Origin of the sequence: Mycobacterium paraffinicum (assembly GCF_001907675.1) — a bacterium.
Lineage (GTDB): Bacteria > Actinomycetota > Actinomycetes > Mycobacteriales > Mycobacteriaceae > Mycobacterium > Mycobacterium paraffinicum_A.
Map to the genome: position 1 here is coordinate 147,280 of NZ_MPNT01000007.1, position 20,683 is coordinate 167,962.

A 20,683-nucleotide genomic window follows, 5' to 3' on the forward strand; every position below is an offset into this window, starting at 1 on the left:
TCCACGGCCGACGCTATGGGGAGCGGTGCGAAGGCATTCGGTTGAGCGCCTTCCACTCCATCTGGAGGGTGCCCCGATGTACGCGCGGCCGTGACGACGGCCGGGGCGCCGCGAAAGGATGATCCAGACAGCAATGACGAAACTGATTACCGGACAAGCGCTTCCAGACGTGGTGGTCACCGGGTTCGCCATGACCACCGCGTTGGCCACCGACGCGGAGACCACCTGGAAGCTGCTCCTCGACTGCCAGAGTGGCATCCGCGAGCTCGACGACCCGTTCGTGGAGGAGTTCGACCTGCCGGTCCGCATCGGCGGGCATCTGCTGGAGGAATTCGACAGCGAGCTCAACCCCGCCGAACTGCGCAGGACGGGCTACCTGGCGCGGATGTCCGCGATCGTCAACCGGCGGGCGTGGGACCACGCCGGCTCACCCGACGTCGACCCGAACCGCCTGTTGGTCTCGATCGGCACCGGTTTCGGTTCCGGCGAGGAGCTGGTGTTCAGCCTGGACAATTTGCGGGCCCGCGGCGTGAAGGCGGTCTCGCCGCTGGCCGTCAGCAAGTACATGCCCGATGCCGCCGCCCAGGCGGTCGGCCTGGAGCGGCGCGCCAGGGCCGGCGTGATGACGCCGGTGTCGGCGTGCGCGTCGGGGTCGGAGGCCATCGCCCGGGCCTGGCAGGCGATCGTGTTCGGTGAGGCCGACGTCGCGATCTGCGGCGGCGTCGAGACCAGGATCGAGGCGGTGCCCATCGCCGCCTTCGCGAACATGCGGATCGTGATGTCGACGAACAACGCGAATCCGGCCGGTGCCTGTCGCCCGTTCGACAAGGACCGCGACGGTTTCGTGTTCGGCGAGGCGGGGGCGCTGATGGTCCTCGAGACCGAGGAGCACGCCAAGGCGCGCGGCGCGCGCATCCTGGCCCGGCTGATGGGGGCCGGGGTGACGTCCGACGGATACCACATGGTGGCGCCGGACCCGAGCGGGAGCCGCGCCGGCCAGGCGATGACGCGCGCCATCCAGCTCGCGGGTCTCACGCCCGACGACATCGACCACGTCAACGCCCATGCCACCGGGACGCAGATCGGTGACCTGGCCGAGGGCAAGGCCATCAACAACGCGCTCGGCAGCAACAAGCCCGCGGTGTACGCGCCGAAGTCCGCGCTGGGGCATTCCGTCGGCGCGGTGGGCGCGGTGGAGTCGATCCTGACCGTGCTGGCGTTGCGCGACCAGATCGTCCCGCCGACGCTGAACCTGGAAAACCTGGACCCCGAAATCGAATTGGACGTGGTGTCGGGAAATCCCCGGCGCGGCAATTACCGGTACGCCATCAACAACTCGTTCGGGTTCGGCGGGCACAACGTCGCGCTGGCCTTCGGCCGGTACTGACGTCGCGGGCCTAGCATCATGAGCGCGACCGAAGGAGCGCCATGAGCATCGATTTCACCCCGGACCCGCGGCTCTATCCGTTCCAGTCGCGCTGGTTCGACAGCTCGCGGGGACGCGTGCACTACATCGACGAAGGCGCCGGGCCCCCGCTCGTGCTGTGGCACGGCAACCCGACCTGGAGCTTCCTGTATCGCAACATCGTCCTCGGGCTGCGTGACCGGTTCCGCTGCATCGCACCGGATTACCTGGGGTTCGGGCTATCCGACCGGCCCGCCGGGTTCGGGTACACCATCGAGGAGCACGCCGGGGTGCTCGGCGAGTTCGTCGACCACCTAGAGTTGGAGAACTACCTGACGATGGGTCAGGACTGGGGCGGCCCCATCAGCATGGCGGTCGCGACGGAGCGGGCCGAGCGGGTGCGCGGCGTCATCCTGGGCAACACCTGGTTCTGGCCCGCCGACGTATTCACGACGAAGGTGTTCAGCCGGGTGATGTCCAGCCCGCCGCTGCAATACGCGATCCTGCGCCGCAACTTTTTCGTCGAGCGACTGATTCCCGCCGGGACCCAGCGCCGCCCGAGCGACGCGGTGATGGAGCACTACCGCGCCGTGCAGCCCAGCCCCGAGGCGCGCAGGGGCGTCGCCGAAATGCCCAAGCAGATCCTCGCCGCCGAGCCCCTGCTGGCGCGCCTGGCCCGCGACGTGCCGGCGAAGCTCGGCGCCAAACCCGCCCTGTTCGTCTGGGGCATGAAGGACTTCGCCTTCCGGCCCGGCCCGACCCTTCCGCGCATGCGCGCGACTTTTCCCGACCACGTCCTGGTCGAACTGCCCAACGCCAAACACTTCATCCAGGAGGACGCACCGGAGGAGATCGCCGAGGCGATCGTCGAGCGTTTCGGCTGACCGGAGAACTTACGCGAAGGCCTCCACCGGCGGGCACGAGCAGACCAGGTTGCGGTCGCCGTAGGCGCCGTCGATGCGCCGCACCGGCGGCCACACCTTCGGCCGGAAGTTCTTGCCCAGCGGATAGGCGGCCTCCTCGCGCGTGTACGGGTGCTTCCAATCGGAGACCAGCAGGCATTCGGCGGTGTGCGGCGCGCCGCGCAGCGGGTTGTCGTCCACGGGCCACTCCCCCGTGCCCACCCGGTCGATTTCGTGGCGGATGGCGATCATCGCTTCGCAGAAGGCGTCGACCTCGGTCAGGGTTTCGCTCTCGGTGGGCTCCACCATCAGCGTGCCGGCAACCGGGAAGCTCATCGTCGGCGCATGAAAACCGTAGTCCGCCAAACGCTTCGCGACATCGTCGACCGTCACGCCGGTCGACTTGGTGATGCCGCGCAGGTCCAGGATGCATTCGTGGGCGACCATCCCGTTCTCCCCGGTGTAGAGCACCGGGAAGTACTCGTCGAGGCGGCGGGCGATGTAGTTGGCCGAGGCGATGGCGGTCAGCGACGCGGCCCGCAGGCCGCTAGCACCCATCATCCTGATGTAGGCCCAGCTGATCGGCAGGATCGAGGCCGACCCGTAGGGCGCCGAGGACACCGGATGCCCCTGGGGCAACTCGGGAGCATGCGGGTGCCCGGGCAAGAACGGGGCCAGATGCGATCGCACCGCGACGGGTCCCACGCCCGGCCCGCCGCCCCCGTGCGGGATGCAGAACGTCTTGTGCAGGTTCAGGTGGCTCACGTCGCCGCCGAACTTCCCGGGCCGGGCCAGGCCGACCAGCGCGTTGAGGTTGGCCCCGTCGACGTAGACCTGGCCGCCGGCGTCGTGGACGGCCGCGCAGATCTCGGCGATGTCGTGCTCGTAGACGCCGTGGGTGGACGGATAGGTGATCATCAGCGTCGACAACTCGTCACCGTGCTGGGTCACCTTGGCGCGCAGGTCATCGAGGTCGACGTCGCCGTTGTCGTGGCAACGGACTACCACCACTCGCATGCCGGCCAACGCCGCCGACGCCGCGTTGGTGCCGTGCGCGCTGGATGGGATCAGGCAGATGTTGCGGTGCGGTTCACCCCGGCTGGCGTGGTAGTCGTGGATGGCCAGCAGCCCGGCGTATTCGCCCTGCGAGCCGGCGTTGGGCTGCAGGGACACGGCGTCGTAGCCGGTGATGTGCACCAGCCAGGTCTCCAGGTCACTGATGAGCCGACGCAGTCCCGGGGTGTCCGACGCCGGCGCGAACGGATGCTGGCGGGCGAATTCCGGCCAGGTGATCGGCTCCATCTCGGCGGCGGCGTTCAGCTTCATCGTGCATGAGCCGAGCGGAATCATGCTGCGGTCCAAGGCGATATCCTTGTCGGCCAGCGTGCGCAGGTAGCGCATCATCGCCGTTTCGGTGCGGTACTGCGTGAACGCGGGGTGGGTCAGGAACTCCGAGGTGCGGGTCGCGACGTCGATCGTGGCGGGCTCGGCGGCCGCGACCCCGAAGGCTTCCAGTACCGCGGCCACGTGGGCGTCCGTGGTGGCTTCGTCGCAGGCCACCGACACGTGATCGGCGTCGACGCGCCACACGTTGACGCCGTTTGCCTTGGCCGCCGCCACCACCGCGTCCGCGCGTCCCGGAACCCGGGCCAGCACGGTGTCGAAGAAGGTGTCGTGCACCAGCGCCTCGCCGAGCGCGGCGGCGATCGCCTCGGCGTGGCCGTGCACCCGGCGGGCGATCGCGGTCAGCCCTTCGGCGCCGTGATAGCTGGCGTACATGGCGGCCATCACGGCGAGCAGCACCTGTGCGGTGCAGATGTTGCTGGTCGCCTTGTCGCGGCGGATGTGCTGCTCGCGGGTCTGCAGCGCCAGCCGGTAAGCCGGGGACCCGTCGGCGTCCAGCGACACCCCGACCAGCCGGCCGGGCAGCTGACGGGCGTGCTTGGCGTGCACCGACAGGTATCCGGCGTGCGGGCCGCCGAATCCCATTGGCACGCCGAATCGTTGCGTCGTTCCGAACGCGACGTCGGCGCCGATGTCACCGGGCGGCGTGATCAGCGTGCACGCCAGCAGATCGGCGCCGATGGCGATCAGCGCGCCACGGTCGTGGGCCTCTACCACCAGGGCCGCCCAGTCGGTGATGCGGCCGCTGGCCCCGGGCAGCTGGGTGACGACGCCGAAGAAGTCGCCGTCGGGAAGTCCACGGCTCAGGTCGGCGGTGACGATCTCGATGCCCAACGGCTGGGCCCGCGTCGCCAGGACGGCCGCGGTCTGGGCGAACAAGTCGGCGTCGACGGCCAGCCGGTTCGAGCTGCCGCGGGTCGCCCGGTGCATCAGCGTCATGGCCTCGGCGGCCGCGGTGCCCTCGTCGAGCATCGAGGCGTTGGCGACTTCCAGCCCGGTCAGGTCGGCCACCATCGTCTGGAAGTTCAGCAGCGCCTCCAGCCGGCCCTGGCTGATCTCCGGCTGGTACGGCGTATAGGCGGTGTACCAGGCCGGGTTCTCCAAGACGTTGCGCAGCAACACCGGCGGGGTGAGCGTGTCGTAGTAGCCCTGCCCGATCATCGAGACGGCCACCGTGTTCGCCTCGGCCAGCGCCCGCAGCTCGGCCAGGGCCTCGGCCTCGGTGGCGGCCGGCGGCAACTCGTCGAGGCCCGGTGCCGCGCCGCCGCCGGTGAGCTTGTCGAGGATGCCCGCGGGGACGGCCTTGGCGGCCAGCTCGTCCAGCGAATCGACACCGATGACGGACAGCATCGCCGCGACGGCTTGGCCGTCCGGGCCGATGTGCCGGGCTGCGAAGGTTGATTGGTCGGGCACTGGCGAACTCCTGGCTTGGCATCGACAAAGGCAGAGGACTAGCGGCCCTCTCCCTCTGTCTTCACCCGTTCGCCGGGCGCCTGAGAGATTCGGCGCCGAGCACTGCCCGCGCGCCTTTCCCCATCGGCGGGTGTCGACCGCTGCAGCCGGCACCGCTTTCCAGAGGCATCGTTAACCCGCGCGGTCCCGGGTGCCTGAGAGGTTAGCGGAGAGGTGTTGCTCCTTCGGCGTCCGTGACTGGCCGTCACGAAACTCTCCCGCACGAGTGCGATGCAGCGTCCAGTTTACCCGGCCCGGTGGCGCGGGTGCGCTTAACCGATCTTGCGGTCGCGGTGCTTGCGGCGCGAGGCCAGCTCGTCTTCCGGGGCGGCGATCGACTCGCCCCCGTCGGCCCGCTCGCCGGGGAAGTCGGCGATCACGCCGGTCAGCTCCCGCATGGCGCCCGACACCGCGATGCCGAACACGCCCTGGCCGCCCTGCAACAGGTCGACGACCTCCTCGGCCGACGTGCACTCGTAAACCGTGGTGCCGTCGGAGAACAACGTGATGTTGGCCAGGTCCTGCACGCCGCGCTGGCGGAGGTGATCGACCGCAACCCTGATGTTGTGCAGCGAGATTCCGGTGTCGAGCAGCCGCTTGACGATCTTGAGCACCAGGATGTCTTTGAACGAGTAGAGCCGCTGGCTGCCGGAGCCCGCCGCGCTGCGGATCGACGGCACCACCAGCGAGGTACGCGCCCAGTAGTCCAGTTGACGGTAGGTGATTCCGGCGATCTGGCAGGCGCTCGGGCCGCGGTAGCCGACTAGCTCGTCCGGCACGGAGTCGTCGGGAAACAGCCCGGGCTGCACGGGCGCTTCCGGCGCGGCGGTCGCGTGGTCAGCTAGATCCAGCTGTTCTTGGCGTGGCTGCTCGCTCACGGTGCTTCCTCTCGCCGATCGCGCGTTCGTTTCCAGCTGCGTACTGGCTGCGTCGCAGCCACGTTTGCTCAGGCCCGAGTGCTTGAGAGCTTACGCTGTTCGATAGCTACCGTGCCCTTAAGTCGTGATCAAAGTATGGCTGGCGCCGGGCAAAGTGAGGGCGCTATCCGCCAGGCGTGTCGACATCCCGGTGGTAAGTGAGATGGATCCGTGATGTCGGTGCCCAGGGTAGTCCCCGTCGACGGGGTTCGCGAAGCCGCTGGAAGGGGCCCGAAAGGGGTTAGGTGGCCTTGAAATCGTCGGGCGAGACGCTGTCGAGAAACTCCTTGAACTTCTCCACCTCGTCCTCGCGGACGGCGGTGCCGCCCTCTTCGTCGGTCTCGTCGGGGATGAGCAGGCCGGCTTGGGCCAGCACGGCCTCCTCGACGTAGATCGGGACGCCGACGCGCAGCGCTATCGCCACCGAATCCGAGGGCCGCGCCGACACCGTGATGTTGCGGTCGAAGACCAGGTCGGCGTAGAAGGTGCCCTCTTGGAGGTCAACGATCCGCACCTCTTTCAGCGAATGGCCAAGCGCGGCAATGACATCCCTGATCAGATCGTGCGTCAGCGGGCGCGGCGGCTCGACGCCCTGCTGCTCGAGCGCGATGGCAGCGGCCTCCGATTGACCGATCCAGATCGGCAGGTATCGGTCGCCGTCGGTTTCGCGCAGTAACAGGACCGGCTGGTTCTGCGGCTGCTCCACGCGAATGCCGACAACACGAACTTCACCCATTTGTGTCTGCCCTCCGCATATGCTGCCGTGTCGGTTCTTGGCGCAACGGCGGCGCCGAATTTCCGCCGTGCCGCTGAAGACCAAGCTATCGACGAAGTCTAGTCCTCAGCGGTGCAGAACGTCGCGAACGGCGGATTTGATCAGCGACGTGTGCAGGGTGATCGCAAGGGCCGCCACCTCGCGCGCCAGGTCGTCGGCGCGGTCCCGGGCCCCGGTCTTACCGGCTTTCCCTATCGGCCCGGCGATTTGGGCGATCAGGTCCGATTGCCGGTCCGCCGCCGAGCGGAACGCCCGCAGGTGCCGCGGCTCGACACCGTATTCCGACAGCGCCCGCGCGCACTGCAGGATGACGACGGCGTGTTCGTCGAAGAAGCCGCCCGGGCCGGTGGTGATCACCCCCGCCTTGACCAGCGCCGTCAACAGGTTCTCGCCCACCCCCGAGCGCTCCAGCAGGTCTTCCCGGCTCAACCGGATGCTCGACGGTGCGACGGCGGCCGCATCGGATGCGGCGCCGGGCTCGGTGCCGTTCTCCCCGACTCCCGCCACGGACACCAGTCGCGGGGCGGCGTACGGCGACCCGAAGGGCGGCAACTCGCCGTCGGGTTGCGCGTCCAACTGCGCCCGGATGACTTTGAGCGGTAGGTAATGATCGCGCTGCGCGGTGAGGATGAACCGCAGCCGAGCGCAGTCGTAAGCGGTGAATCTCCGATAGCCCGAGGCGGCGCGCTGCGGCGTCACCAGTCCTTCGGCCTCCAAGAAGCGAATCTTGGAGATCGTGACATCGGGAAAGTCCGGCCGCAACAGTTCCAGGACCGCCCCAATCGACATCCCGGCCAGTGCCGGGCTATCGGGTGCGCTCACTAGCCTCCGGATCCTCCGTCCTCACCCTGCTTGGGTCCGGTCAGAAACACCAAGCGGAACTTGCCGATCTGCACCTCGTCGCCGTTGGCGAGCACCGCCGAGTCGACGGGCTCCCGGTTGACGTAGGTGCCATTGAGGCTACCGACATCCACGACGTTGAATTCGTTGTTTTCCAACCTGAATTCGGCGTGGCGGCGGCTGACGGTGACGTCGTCGAGGAAGATGTCGCTGTCGGGATGCCGGCCGGCCGAGGTTATGGGCTGGTCGAGCAGGAATCGTGAGCCGGCGTTGGGTCCCCGTTTGACGACCAGCAGCGCCGAGCCGGCGGGAAGGCCCTCCACCCCGGAAACCGCGCTCTCGGTGCCCGCCTGCGCGGGCGCATCCAGTTCGTTGAGGAAGTCGGCACGGAAGACCGAAGTCGTCTCCACCGTGACTTCGTCAGAGGTCTGGTCGTTGTCCATGTCCGTCACGCGCTGCTCCTCACTGGCCGCTGTGGCGTTGTCTGACCGGGCCGCTCGGCCGGCTGCTCACTGGGTTTACTCGCCCGGTACTGCCGATTGCTAAGACTGCTGCCTTCAAGTGTCGATCTGTCGACGGTACCGCGCATAGGTCTGCAATGTGCCCCCCACCCGACGATCGGCGGACCGATCGCCCGCCTTTCCCCCGCCCACCTTCCGTGCCGCTCGCGTCGCCGCGCGGGGCTGGCAGGCAGATTAGCAATCGTCATTCGGTCAGTGTTCCGCGGTAGGCCTCGGCGTCAAGCAGCGACGAGATGGCCGACTCCAGCGCGGCGACGTCGGACACCTGGACATCCAGCAGCCACCCGGCCCCATACGGGTCGGAGTTGACCAGCTGCGGGCTGCCTTCCAATTCGGCGTTGACCGCGGACACCGTGCCCGACACCGGCGCGTACAGATCCGACACCGATTTGGTCGACTCGACCTCGCCGAAAGATTCACCCGCGGTCAGTTCGGCGCCGACGTCGGGCAGCTGAACAAAGACGACATCGCCCAGCGCCGACTGCGCGAAGTCGGTGATCCCGACCCGAACGACGTCGTCGCCGCTGCGGCGAACCCATTCGTGTTCGGGGGTGTAGTGCAGATCGGGCGGGATATCGCTCACGAGTAATCCTGTTCTGTTGCGGACGTGCTCACTTGACGGGCTGAGCGTATTGGTGCGGTTTTGGTTGTCGCAAGGTGGTCACGTCCACTCGGTCGGCCTGCCGCACCGACATCCGCGCACCGACGCGCTTGATGCTGTCCTCGGCGCCGCCCGGAATGTTCATCGCTGCGGCCAGGGTGGGCGGATCACCAATGGCCAGAATCGAATACGGGGGCGCCAGCGTCTTGGTGTCGATGGTCAGCGAGCCGGGCGTGCCCACCACCCAGGTATCGACACCCACGCGCACGGACTGGCGTGCATCGTTGATCTCGATCGCCTCGGCGCCGGCGGCCCGCAGTTCGTTGATCACGTCCAGGATCACCTCCGGCGACACCCCGGGCCCGGGATCGTCGATGGTGACCGTGACGCCCGGCCCGGTGGCGCCCACCGCGCCGGCCAGGATGGACAGGGCGGCCAACCTGGCCTGCGCGGCCTGGATGGCGGCCTGGTCGTTGTTGCCCGACGCCTGCAGCGAATTCAGCGTGTTCTGCAGTTCGTTCACTTCGGCGTTGAGGGTGGCCTCGCGCTGCCGCAACGAATCCAGGAGCACCAATAGATCCGCGGGGCGCGCCGTTTCCAGCGAATCACCCGACTCGTTTTGGCGCACCTGCGTGACGATGGCGATGCCAAGCAGCAGACACAACAGCGCCGCCAACGTCCCGAACGCCATCCGGGAACGGCCGCCGCGGATCATGGCCGACAGTCCGGTGCGGCGCACCGGACCGATCTCCGGACGTGGGCGCCTGGACGGTAGTTCGTGCCGGCCGTGCGGCGCACGGCTTTCCGCTGCACCGCTTTCGGCGGCGCCGCCTGGCGGTTCCTCGCTCACGCTGGCCCCACCTTGGCCATGGCGCCGCTCCCCTTCATCGCTTCGTCCACATCGTCGCGTCGCCCGTCACGCCCCGAACAGCCGGCGGCGCAGCGCGGCGGCATTGCCGAAGATGCGGATGCCCAGCACCACGATGATCGCCGTGGACAGCTGCGTGCCCACGCCCAATTGGTCTCCGACATAGACGATCAACGCGGCCACGAAAACGTTGAACACGAACGAGATCACGAAGACCTTCGGGTCGAAGATCCGCTCCAGGTAGGCGCGCAGCCCGCCGAACACGGCGTCGAGCGCAGCGACCACCGCGATGGGCAGGTACGGCTGGACAACCTCGGGCACCGCGGGGTGGAACACCAGGCCGAGCACGATCCCGATCGCCAGCGCCGCGATGCCGATCATGCTCGGTTTCCCTTCCGTGACTCGCACCGGCGGAGATGTCTGCCGAGGACGTTTCTCACTGTGGCCCAATCTGTTTGGCGAACCTGATATCCCGGATCGATCCGGCGGGAAGCGTCAGCCCGTCGGCGTCGTCCACCGTCACGACGACGCCGTAGGAGACCTCGAGGAGCTTGAGACGCTGCCGACCGGAGCTCTGGTCGAAGACGTCCCGCATCGCGCGGGGCGGGCCCACCGCGAGGATCGTGTACGGGCTGCTGGTGGGGTTGTTGTCGACCAGGATCGCCCCGCCGGCTTGCCGGATCGTCACGTTCGGCCCGACGCGAACGCCGCCGACCGAGATCGCTTCGGCCCCGCTCGCCCACAACGAGTTGACGACCAGCTGCAGATCCCGGTCCAGGATGATCTGCCTGCTCCCGCTGACCCGTTGCTTGGAGACGTCGGAAAGGTTCGGGCCGGCACCGGGATCGGTCACGGTCACCTTCAGGCCGGGACCGATCACGGGCCGGCTCGCCGCCGCCAGGCCGAGCTCATCGAGACGAGCCAACAGCCGCTGCCCTTCGGCGTCGTCGGCCAGTGCGCGCCGCTGCACCTCGTCGACTCGAGAGGACAGCTCGCTGCGCCGCTGGGCGAGTTTGGCGGCGGTGCTCTCCGTCGAACGCACATTGCCGAGCAACAGCTGCTGCGCGGAGCGCACGCCGGGGGCGACCGAGCGCGCCTGCGCGACGGCGGCGGCGAAGACGGTGGCGATCAGCAGCGCCGCCAACGCCTGCCAGACCCAGCCGAAGGCGCGTTCGCGCCCGGTCGCCGGCGTGGCGGCGTCGCGCCGCCGCTCGGCGGCCGCGGCGTAACCGGGATCGAGGTGCTCGGAGAGCAGGGCGCGCAGCAGGGACGGCACCGGGATGAGCGTCGGCCGCGACGCCACGTGTGCGCTGCGGCCGGCGTTGGGGTCGTAGCCGCCGAGCAGGCGGTCCGGGTCAGCCACGATCGACCGCCTTGGGGGTGGCGGGCGGGCGCCGACCGTGGTGGAGCCGGGGCATCCGGCGAACGACGAGCGTCATCTGCACCACGTACAGCGCGAAGGCCCACAGGTAGCCGTACATGCCCCAGATCAGGAAGGCCCAGCCGCAGGCCCCGACCACCCGGCTCCACAGGGCATCCCACGTACCCAGCAGCACCAGCGGAAAGCCCGACATCAACGCGAACGTGGCGGCCTTGCCGATGTAGGTCACCGGCAGCGCGGACAAGCCTCGGCTCCACAGCAACGGCAGCGTCGCCGCCAGCAGACCGTCGCGCGCCAGCAGGATGCCGACGAACCACCACGGCACGATCCCGCTCATCGCCATCACGACGGGCACGCAGATCATGTAGAGGCGATCGACCGCCGGGTCGAGCAGGACGCCGAGCCGCGAGGACTGGTCGAGCAGCCGGGCGATCTTGCCGTCGGCCCAGTCGGACGCGCCGCTGAACATCAAAATCCCGACCGCCCACCCGTTGGCGTGGGCGAACAACAGGGCATAGACGAATACTCCGATGAGCACCAGGCGGATGGCGCTCAGCGCGTTGGGCACCGTCAGCACCCGGTCGGGTGGAAGCGCCGGCTCCATAAGCCGTGACCTTAGTCGACCGCCGAACGCGCGGCTGGCAGCACGCTCGAGCACCAGCGTGCGGCTGGCCGCACACTCGGCGGCTCAGCTCAGCGGAAGACCCCGGGCAGGCTGAGTGTCGACAGCGTGTCGTCCGACAGCGGGTTGTCGTTGACCATGTAGGTCCACGTCGAGGTCGGCCGGGCCAGCTTGGACAGATCCAGGCCCTGCTCCTCCTCGAGGACGTTCGCCGTCTCGAACGTCTGCTGCGCCGCCTCGATCGCGTCCGCGGCCAGCGACGCGAACGCGTCGACCGCCAACCGGTGGAACTCGTCCAGCGGGTTCTGCCGGCCCAGCGCCCGAAGGTGGATGCTCTCCCGGATGTCGGCTAGGTACGCCAGGTGGTCGGCCCACCCGCGGTCGAGGTGGTAGAGCATGATCTGCCGGCAGATCTTCTCCAGCCGTTCTTCCGGGATGTCCTTGGAGAGTTCCTTGTACCGCTTGGGCGCCAGTTCGGCGAGTTCCTCGCGCGCGGTTGCGGTGCGCAGCAACGTGTTACGGCGATCGACGATGATGGCGCGCTGCTGGGCGATCAGCTGGTTGTAGCGCCAGGTATTGGCGTGCACGTCCAACATCCGGCCCTCGGCGACCCGCTGCGCGTGGTCGAGCAGCCCGGCCGCCTTGGGGCTGACGATCCGGCCGTCCTCGTCGGTTTCCATCGGCAGCTTGTTGTGGTCGAGGTTGGCCGCCACGACGTCGTCTTCCCAACTCGAGAAGAACACCGACGAGCCGGGGTCGCCCTGGCGGCCCGCGCGCCCGCGCAGCTGGTTGTCCAGCCGCTCCGTGTGATGCCGCCCGGTGCCCACCACGTGCAGACCGCCGAGCTCGGCGACCCGGTCGTGGTCGGCTTCGTCGGAGCCACCGAGCCGAATGTCGGTGCCGCGCCCCGCCATCTGTGTCGAGACGGTGACCACCCCGAACTTGCCGGCCTCGGCGATGACCTCCGCCTCCTCGGCGTCGTTCTTGGCGTTGAGGACCACCGCGGGCACGCCGCGGCGCAGCAGCCGCTCATGCAGTTCCTCGGATTCGGCGACATCACGGGTGCCGACCAGCACCGGCTGGCCCGTCTCGTGCACCTCGGCGATGTGCTCGACGATCCCGTCGTTCTTGGCTGCGGCGGTGATGTACACGCGGTCGGACTCGTCCTCGCGAATGTTGGGCTTGTTGGAGGGAATCGGCGACACACCGAGCTTGTAGAACTGGCGCAGCTGCTCCCCGGCGGCCAGCGCGGTGCCCGTCATCCCGCACACGGTTTCGTAGCGGTTGATCAGCGCCTGCACCGTGATGGTGTCGAGCACCTCCCCGGTTTCGGTGGTCTCGATCCCTTCCTTCGCCTCGACCGCGGCCTGCAGGCCGTCGGGCCAGCGCTGCAGTTGCGCGATGCGTCCGCGGGAGGCGTTGATCAGGTGCACGGCGTCGTCGCGGACGATGTAGTGCACGTCGCGCTGCAGCAGCACGTGCGCGTGCAGCGCGACGTTGACTTCGGTCAGGGTGGTGCCGACGTGCTCCTCGGAGTACAGGTCGATGCCGCCGAGCGCCTTCTCCACTTTGCGCGCCCCGACGTCGGTCAGATGGACGTTGCGGCTGTCCGAGTCCGTGTCGTAATCCGTTTCCGGGGACAGTTCGCCGACCAGCTTGATGATCTCCAGCCGGGGCGTCTCCCGGTGCGTCGTGCCCGCCAGCACCAGCGGCACCAGGGCCTCGTCGACGAGCACCGAGTCGGCCTCGTCGATCAGGGCCACGTCCGGGTTGGGCGACACCAGGTCCTCGACGTCGACCACGAGCTGATCGCGTAGGACGTCGAACCCGATTTCGTTGACCGAGGCGTAGGTTACGTCGCAGCCATAGGCGGCGCGACGCTCCTCGCTGGTCGACTCGGCGGTGATCCAGCCGACCGTCAGCCCCATCGCCTCGATCAGCGGGCCCATCCACTCCGCGTCGCGGCGGGCGAGGTAATCGTTGATCGTCACCACGTGCACGTGCCGCCCGGCGAGGGCATAGCCGGCCGCCGCGATCGCCCCGGAGAGCGTCTTACCCTCGCCGGTGGCCATCTCGATCACGTCGCCGGCGAGCATGCGAAGCGCACCCAGGAGCTGGACGTCGAACGGGCGCAGCGTGGTCGCCCGTTCGGCCGCCTCCCTGGCGATCGCCAGGAATTGCGGGACGTCCTCGGATTCGGCAAGGTCGTCGAGCTTGAGCAGCTTGGCGGCCTTGCGCAGTTGCTCGTCGGTGAGGCCCGCGGCCTCCTCGTCGTAGTCGGACGAGTCGGTGACCTGGGAAAGGGAGCGGTTGCGGTTCTTTTCGGTGCTGGCGCCGAGCAGCCGCCAAAATCGGCTGCTCAGGCGGCCGGGCTGCGCGCGGATGGTCTTTGGCACAGGTCAACGGTACGCGGTGAGCAGCGATGACCCGTCAAGCGAGGTTGGATCGGCGTGGATAAGCGACGGCGGGATCGGTGAGCACATTGACCACCGAGGGCAGGCCGCTGGCGAAGGCGCGTTCCAGCGCCGGACGCAGCTCGGCCGGCGCGGAGACCAGCTCGCCGTGGCCGCCCAGGGCGCGCACCACCTCGTCGTAGCGGGTGCCCGGCCGCAGTTCCGCCACGACCGAATAGCCGTACAACGCCTCCATCGGATGTTTCTCCAGCGCCCAGATCCCGTTGTTGCCGATCACCGAGACGACGGGCACGCCGTGCCGGACCAGGGTGTCCCATTCCATGCCGCTGAACCCGAAGGCGCCGTCGCCCTGCAGCAGGACCACCTGACGGTTCGGCCGGGCCAGCTTGGCGGCCAAGGCGTAACCCGGCCCCGAACCGAGGCAGCCGAAGGGCCCGCTGTCCAGCCAGCAGCCCGGTTGGTAGCTGTCGATCACCCGCCCGGCGTAGGACCCGAAGTCGCCGGCGTCGATGACGACGATGGCGTCGCGGTCCAGCATCGGCGCCAGCTCCGCGTACACCCGCATGGGATGCAGCGGCACCCGCTCGTCGGCGAGTTCGCTCTTTTCCGTTGCGCGCGCGGCCGTCTCGGCGGTGCGCAGTTCGCCGATCCAGTCGCGGTGGTCGGTCCCGCCACCGGACGCGAGGCCCGCGAGGATGGACAACAGGTCGCCGTAGAGCTCGGCCTCAACCGGGCGGGGATGCTTGCGTTCGGGTTCGGCGCGGTCCACCACGATGAGCCGGGTCTGCGGCCCGAACACCCCGCCAAAGCCCAGCCGGAAATCCATCGGGACCCCGACGATCAGCGCAACATCGGCCTCACCCAACGCTTTTCCCCGCACCCGGGAGAAGGCCAACGGGTGGTCGGCGGGCACCGCACCACGGGCCATCCCGTTCATCAGCACCGGGATCTGTAGTTCCTCGGCGAGGCGCAGCAGGGCCGCCTCCCCGTGCCCCCACCAGACGTTGGTGCCCGCCATGATGACCGGCCGTTTGGCCCCCGACAGCAGGCTGGCGGCGCGGCCCAGGGCGGCGCCGTCCAGGTCGTCGACGCCGGGCCCCGGCGGCAGGTCGGTGAGGGCACCGGGACGCCCGTGATCCTCGGACATGGAAAACACGTGGTCCATGGGGAAGTCGACGAAGCCGACCCCCGACGGTGCGCCGACCGCCGCCCGCAGCGCCTCGTCGACGAGCCGGCCGGCGTCCTCGGCGGACTGCGCCGTCGCGGCGAAGCGGGCCAGCGGCGCCACGAACGGCACGTGGTCGACCTCCTGCAGCGAGCCCATGCCCCAGCGCCCGGCCGGTGCCCGGCCACCGAGCACCACGAGCGGCGACTGGTTCTGCTGCGCGGCCGCCATCGCGCTCATCCCGTTGGTCACGCCCGGTCCCGCGGTGAGCGCGGCGACGCCGGGCACCCTCGTCACTTTCGACCACCCTTCCGCGGCGAAGGCCGCGGTCTGCTCGTGGCGGGTGTCGATCAGCCGAATCCCCTCCTCGCGGCAGCCGTCGTAGACCGAAAACAGATGGCCGCCGGACAACGTGAAGAGGGTGTCGACACCGCTGGCCCGCAGGCGCCGCGCGATGAGCCGACCGGCGTGCAATGTTTGTGTGGGGATGGCGTCGGTGCTCATAACCGCAGCCTATCCAGATCCTTCGGGTACCTTCGCCGGAGGATTTGAAGTCCCAGCCAAGTCCAGCAGCTCGACCGTGAGGAGACAGCGACCATGGGCCCGAAGCCGTTCAAGCCCTCGATCAACTGGTCGGCGGCAGCCGTGGATTCCTTGCGGTGGGTCGCCATCGCGTGGCTGATCAGCGCCGTCTGCCTGTTCGTCGCGCTGGTCCTGTTCAGGTATCTCACGCCGTGGGGCCGGCAATTCTGGCGCATCACGCGCGGGTATTTCGTCGGGACGCGCAGCATCGGGGTGTGGGTGATGCTGGGCGTGCTGTTGCTGTCGGTGTTGCTCTCGGTGCGGCTGATGGTGCTGCTCAGCTACCAGGGCAACGACCTGTACACCGCGGTGCAGAAGGCGGTCCAGGGCGTAGCGGCCGATGACGACGCGGTCAAACAGTCGGGCATTCACGGCTTCTGGATGTCCATCGCGATCTTCAGCGTGCTGGCCACCCTCTATGTCATCCGGTTCATGATCGACATCTATCTGACGCAACGGTTCATCATCGCCTGGCGCATGTGGCTGACGTCGCATCTCACCGACGACTGGCTCGACGGGCGGGCCTACTATCGCGACCTGTTCATCGACCACACGATCGACAACCCCGACCAGCGCATCCAGCAGGACATCGACATCTTCACCGCCAATGCGGGCGGCACCCCGAACATCCCGTCGAACGGGACCGGCAGCACCTTGCTGTTCGGGGCCGTCAACGCGGTGGCCTCGGTCATCTCCTTCGCCGCGATCCTGTGGAACCTGTCCGGAAATTTGAACGTGCTCGGCGTCGAGTTACCGCGCGCGATGTTCTGGACCGTCCTGGTCTACGTGTTGATCGCCACGCTGGTCGCCATCTGGTTGGGGCATCCGCTGATCTGGCTCAGCTTCAACAACGAGAAACTCAACGCCGCCTTCCGCTACGCCTTGGTGCGACTGCGCGACGCCGCGGAGGCCGTGGGCTTCTACCGCGGTGAAAGAGTCGAGCGGGCGCAGCTGTGGCGGCGGTTCACCCCGATCATCGACAACTACCGCAAGTTCGTGCGCCGGACCATCATCTTCAACGGCTGGAACTGGTCGGTGTCGCAGGCGATCGTCCCGCTGCCGTGGGTGATTCAGGCGCCGCGGCTGTTCGCCGGGCAGATCGACTTCGGCGACGTCGGCCAGAGCGCGACCGCCTTCGGCAACATTCACGATTCGTTGTCGTTCTTCCGCAACAACTACGACGCCTTCGCGGCCTTCCGGGCGGCCATCATCCGGTTGCACGGCCTGGTCGACGCGAACAGTCAGGGCCGTGCGCTGCCGACCATGCTGGTCAAGCCGAGCGAGGAGACGGCGGTCGAGCTGCGCGACGTCGAGGTGCGCACCCCGGCCGGCGACCGGCTGATCGATCCGCTGGATGTCCAACTGGCCGAGGGTGATTCGCTGGTCATCACCGGGCGCTCGGGCGCCGGCAAGACCACCCTGCTGCGCAGCCTGGCCGAATTGTGGCCGTACGCGTCCGGGACCCTCTGTCGTCCCGACGGCGAGAACGCGACGATGTTCCTCTCACAGTTGCCGTACGTGCCGCTGGGCAGCCTGCGCACGGTGGTGTGCTACCCGAACTCGCCGGACGGCGTATCCAATGACGAGTTGCGTGAGGTACTCACCAAAGTGGCCCTGGCCCCGCTGCTCGACCGGCTCGACGAAGAGCGGGATTGGGCCAAGGTGCTCTCCCCCGGCGAACAGCAGCGGGTCGCCTTTGCCCGCATCCTGCTGACCAAGCCGAAGGCCGTCTTCCTGGACGAGGCCACCTCCGCGCTCGACGAAGGCCTGGAATTCGCGCTCTACCAACTGATTCGGACCGAGCTACCGGACTGCGTGGTGGTCAGCGTCAGTCATCGGCCCACGGTCGAGCAGCACCACGAACAAGAACTGCAATTGCTCGGAGGTGGCCCCTGGCGGTTGGGCCCCGTGGAGGAGAAGAAAGAGCCCGCGGGCGTCTAACGCGCCTACGCGCCCCCGGCGCCTCGCGCCGCGTGCGCTCCGGCGCGGTGTCGTAACGCGCCTACGCGCCCCCGGCGCCTCGCGCCGCGTGCGCTCCGGCGCGGCGCCCAAAGAACGAGCCCTCCCCCAGCTGCGTCCCGCTGGCGTAGCCCTTGCCGTCCTGGGCGATGTTGGAGGCGCAGGCGCCGGCCGCATACAGCCCCGGCACGACGGTTTTGTCCTCGCGCAGTACCTCACCGTCCACGGACGTGGCCAGACCACCGATGGTGAAACCGGCGTACATCGCCTTGCCCAGTGACATGTCGAACGCGCCCCAGGGGCCTTGATCCTGCGCCGCAAGGAATTCGGGCTGCTTGTGAAAGTCGGGATCCTCGCCGCGGGCGGCGTTGGCGTTGTAGCGGTCCAGCGTCGCCACCAGGTTGCCCGCCGGAATGCCAAGTGCCGCTTCCATTTCCGTGACGGATTCCCAGCCGTCGATCAGCGGAACCAACGGCATCTTCGGGTGCTCCAGGTGCGCCTCGTCGACGATGAGGAACGCCGCGCTGTCCGGCTGGTCCATGATGAACCCGGACGTCCTCGAGTGGTAGGAATCCTCGGCGACGAAGCGCTGGCCGAGCTTGTTCACGATGATCCCGGTCAACAGGATGGACGGCGGGTAGGGCGGGGCCGTGATGAAGATCTGGTCCATGTGTTCGGTTGCGCCGCCCGCCGATACGCCCAGGCGGATCCCCAGGCCATCGTCGTAGGTATTGCCAAGCACGAACGGCTTCTCGGCCAGCTTCGGCGTGTATCGAGCGACCATCTCCGGGTTCATCACGAATCCCCCGGCAGCGATGATCACCGACTTTGCTTTGATCGCACCCGTTTCGGCGAATTGCTTCCACCTGACACCGCGTACCGCGCCCGAACCGTCCACGATGAGCTCGGTGGCTCCGGTCTCGTACCGGATCTGCACACCCAGGCTGGCCGCCCGTTTCAGCAGGAGATCGATCACCATGCTGGCACCCCCGGTGTCACCGGGCACGGGAACCTTGTGGCCGCGCGGCGCGGGCACGGCCTTCTCCAGGAACGGCCACACCTTTTCGTTACCGGTGAACATCAGGCCTTCGGTGTTGGGCTGGATGACCGCCTTGCCCGGGAAGTAACTGCGCTCGAACTGAAAGCCCAAGTCTTCCAGCCAGTTGAAATGCTCGACGCTGCCCTCGCAGTAGGCGCGGATCTTCTCGTGGTCCGGCTGCCGGGACACGGCCACCAGGTACTTGTACATCTCCTCGGGCGAATCGGGGTGGCCGGTCGCCTGCTGGACCGCCGTGCCCCCACCGAGGTAAAAGTGGCCGCCCGCAAGCGAAGTCGTGCCGCCCGCCACGGCGGCGCGCTCGACCACCAGCACCCGCGCCCCGGCGGCCGCGGCGCTGACGGCCGCACAGCCGCCCGCGATGCCGAAGCCGACCACCACCACGTCGACTTCATCGGACCACGACGCGACGTCGTCCGCGTTGACCGTTGCCGGAATGTCGGTGCTCACTGGCGCCACTTCCCTTCATCGCTGTGCAGCGCATCGTCGCCGACGCGGCTCACCGCTGCTCCTGTTTGATGTAGTCGTAGAACGCCCTCATTTCGGGCGTTATGTAGGCGATTTCCACGAACGGCACCGCCGCTTGCGGGGCCGACACATAGGCGAACTGGATCCCGCCGGGCATCACGCCTTGCTGCACGACCGACGCCCCGAATGCGCCCGCCTCCGCCAACGCCGCGTCGAATTGCTCGGGGCTCTCGGCCTCCATGCAGATGTGGTGCAAGCCCTGCCCGGAGTCGCGCAGAAAGTCACTATAGATGTTCTTTCCGCGCACCGGCTGGATCAGCTCCAGCTGCATGTCTCCGAGATAGCTCAGCGAGATGCTGGCGACGAAATCGGCGGGCTCGCCGAGGTAGCTGCAGGACTCCGGAGCAAAGTGCACCTCGGGTATCCGCACCCACTTGCGCACACCTAACAGGCCGGTGAGGGCGGTTTCGGTGGCATCGAGGTCGGTGGTCACCCACGCGATCTGCGTCGGGGACTGAACGGAGAGGGTCATCGTCTCGCAGGATAGTCCAGTGCGGCGGCCGCCAGAAAGGGCCACGAATACTTTGCCCACTGGGCCCCGGCTTAATCCCCGAGAGCTCGGTGAACACGTTCTAGTTCCGGTCCGGGGTGGTCAATGCTGACTCAGCATGCCCACCAGCAGTCGCAGTTGCGCGTCGAACACCGCCTCGGGGTCGGTCAGGGTGTCGCTGCCGTATTGCCCGAACACCTCGAGGCTGATAGCGCCCAGCACCCCCGCCCACAGCAGAAAGCACTTGGCGACCACCTGGTCGTCGCCGGGAAATCCGAACTCGTGGCGAATCCGCTCGAAGTCCGACGACATCGGTTGGGGGGCAACGACATCGGTCAGCCTGATGTCCCCCGTGGCGATCCCGGATGCGACGGCGTCGAAGAAGGCCGCCACCACCCGGGTTCCCACGGCCACCGTGCGCTCGGGCGGTGCGTGGTACCCCGGCACCGGGCTGCCGTACAACAGGGCCCAGCGGGCGGGGTGCGCCACGGCCCACCGCCGGGTCGCCCGGGCGATCGCGATGACGTCGTCGCTCCAGAGTTCGCCGACCGTCTCGCGTGCGCGGTCCACGGCGTCGGCCAGGTCCGAGTAGGCGTCGACCAGCAGCAACGTCAGCAACTCGTCGCGGCTGGACACATACCGGTACACGGCCGACGACACCATGCCGAGCTCCCGGGCGATCGCCCGCACAGACAGCCCGGCCGCCCCGCGCTCCACCAGCTGCCGGCGGCCCAGCTGGATGATGCGCGCCTCGGTCTGCTCCCGGGTGTCCTGCCGCTTGCCCACGCGGTCAGTCTGGC

Annotated in this window: 18 protein-coding genes and 2 riboswitches; of the genes, 3 read left to right on the plus strand and 15 right to left on the minus strand. The window is 68.3% G+C overall.

Going from position 1 to position 20,683, the window contains the following annotated elements; genetic code table 11:
• Positions 1–133: 133 nt before the first annotated feature.
• Entirely contained in the window at positions 134–1,387 is a 1,254-nt protein-coding gene (kasB, locus tag BRW65_RS10375; RefSeq protein ID WP_073874214.1) for a 3-oxoacyl-ACP synthase KasB, read from the plus strand.
• 41 nt (positions 1,388–1,428) lie between these two features.
• On the plus strand, positions 1,429–2,289 hold the full coding sequence (locus tag BRW65_RS10380; protein ID WP_073874216.1) for a haloalkane dehalogenase: 861 nt from the start codon (positions 1,429–1,431) through the stop codon (positions 2,287–2,289).
• Positions 2,290–2,298: 9 nt separating this feature from the next.
• Here the strand turns inward: BRW65_RS10380 and gcvP are convergent, their stop codons facing one another.
• The 12 genes from gcvP to BRW65_RS10440 all read right to left on the minus strand — a co-directional run bounded on the left by gcvP (position 2,299) and on the right by BRW65_RS10440 (position 15,771).
• A complete protein-coding gene (gcvP, locus tag BRW65_RS10385; protein ID WP_073874218.1) occupies positions 2,299–5,124 on the minus strand; it encodes an aminomethyl-transferring glycine dehydrogenase in 2,826 nt (941 codons plus the stop codon).
• Between the two features lie 45 nt (positions 5,125–5,169).
• Positions 5,170–5,293, minus strand: a riboswitch (glycine riboswitch).
• A gap of 2 nt (positions 5,294–5,295) precedes the next feature.
• A riboswitch (glycine riboswitch) is annotated at positions 5,296–5,394 on the minus strand.
• 41 nt (positions 5,395–5,435) lie between these two features.
• On the minus strand, positions 5,436–6,041 hold the full coding sequence (locus tag BRW65_RS10390) for a MerR family transcriptional regulator (protein ID WP_067757112.1): 606 nt from the start codon (positions 6,039–6,041) through the stop codon (positions 5,436–5,438).
• A 280-nt stretch (positions 6,042–6,321) separates the two neighbouring features.
• Positions 6,322–6,816 (minus strand): bifunctional nuclease family protein, encoded by a 495-nt coding sequence (locus tag BRW65_RS10395; RefSeq protein WP_046184273.1) that lies wholly within the window; start codon positions 6,814–6,816, stop codon positions 6,322–6,324.
• A 105-nt stretch (positions 6,817–6,921) separates the two neighbouring features.
• On the minus strand, positions 6,922–7,677 hold the full coding sequence (gene ftsR / locus BRW65_RS10400; protein ID WP_073874220.1) for a transcriptional regulator FtsR: 756 nt from the start codon (positions 7,675–7,677) through the stop codon (positions 6,922–6,924).
• Positions 7,677–8,138 (minus strand): glycogen accumulation regulator GarA, encoded by a 462-nt coding sequence (gene garA, locus BRW65_RS10405; RefSeq protein WP_276038948.1) that lies wholly within the window; start codon positions 8,136–8,138, stop codon positions 7,677–7,679. Before garA ends, ftsR begins: the two co-directional genes overlap by 1 nt.
• A gap of 262 nt (positions 8,139–8,400) precedes the next feature.
• A complete protein-coding gene (gene gcvH, locus BRW65_RS10410; protein WP_073874222.1) occupies positions 8,401–8,799 on the minus strand; it encodes a glycine cleavage system protein GcvH in 399 nt (132 codons plus the stop codon).
• A gap of 28 nt (positions 8,800–8,827) precedes the next feature.
• Positions 8,828–9,667 (minus strand): DUF881 domain-containing protein, encoded by an 840-nt coding sequence (locus BRW65_RS10415; protein WP_073874224.1) that lies wholly within the window; start codon positions 9,665–9,667, stop codon positions 8,828–8,830.
• Between the two features lie 66 nt (positions 9,668–9,733).
• Positions 9,734–10,066, minus strand: coding sequence for a small basic family protein (locus BRW65_RS10420; protein WP_007170008.1), 333 nt, complete (start codon positions 10,064–10,066; stop codon positions 9,734–9,736).
• Positions 10,067–10,121: 55 nt separating this feature from the next.
• Positions 10,122–11,048: a DUF881 domain-containing protein gene (locus BRW65_RS10425; RefSeq protein WP_073874226.1), complete on the minus strand. Its 927-nt coding sequence runs from the start codon at positions 11,046–11,048 to the stop codon at positions 10,122–10,124.
• Positions 11,041–11,670: a CDP-alcohol phosphatidyltransferase family protein gene (locus BRW65_RS10430; protein ID WP_073874228.1), complete on the minus strand. Its 630-nt coding sequence runs from the start codon at positions 11,668–11,670 to the stop codon at positions 11,041–11,043. Before BRW65_RS10430 ends, BRW65_RS10425 begins: the two co-directional genes overlap by 8 nt.
• Positions 11,671–11,759: 89 nt before the next feature.
• Positions 11,760–14,084 carry an accessory Sec system translocase SecA2 gene (gene secA2, locus BRW65_RS10435; RefSeq protein ID WP_073874230.1) on the minus strand — a complete coding sequence of 775 codons (2,325 nt, stop codon included), beginning with the start codon at positions 14,082–14,084 and terminating at the stop codon, positions 11,760–11,762.
• Positions 14,085–14,118: 34 nt separating this feature from the next.
• Complete coding sequence (locus BRW65_RS10440; protein WP_073874232.1) at positions 14,119–15,771, minus strand: acetolactate synthase; 1,653 nt, start codon at positions 15,769–15,771, stop codon at positions 14,119–14,121.
• Positions 15,772–15,864: 93 nt separating this feature from the next.
• On the opposite strand from BRW65_RS10440, the gene BRW65_RS10445 reads away from it, so the two are divergent.
• Positions 15,865–17,790, plus strand: a complete 1,926-nt coding sequence (locus BRW65_RS10445; RefSeq protein WP_073874234.1) for an ABC transporter ATP-binding protein/permease — start codon at positions 15,865–15,867, stop codon at positions 17,788–17,790.
• Positions 17,791–17,851: 61 nt separating this feature from the next.
• On the opposite strand, the gene BRW65_RS10450 is transcribed toward BRW65_RS10445, so the two are convergent.
• From BRW65_RS10450 to BRW65_RS10460, 3 genes are all read right to left on the minus strand, one after another.
• Positions 17,852–19,315 carry an FAD-binding protein gene (locus BRW65_RS10450; RefSeq protein ID WP_073874236.1) on the minus strand — a complete coding sequence of 488 codons (1,464 nt, stop codon included), beginning with the start codon at positions 19,313–19,315 and terminating at the stop codon, positions 17,852–17,854.
• A 49-nt stretch (positions 19,316–19,364) separates the two neighbouring features.
• Positions 19,365–19,865: a VOC family protein gene (locus BRW65_RS10455; RefSeq protein ID WP_073874238.1), complete on the minus strand. Its 501-nt coding sequence runs from the start codon at positions 19,863–19,865 to the stop codon at positions 19,365–19,367.
• A 120-nt stretch (positions 19,866–19,985) separates the two neighbouring features.
• Complete coding sequence (locus BRW65_RS10460) at positions 19,986–20,669, minus strand: TetR/AcrR family transcriptional regulator (protein ID WP_208611783.1); 684 nt, start codon at positions 20,667–20,669, stop codon at positions 19,986–19,988.
• Positions 20,670–20,683 lie beyond the last annotated feature (14 nt).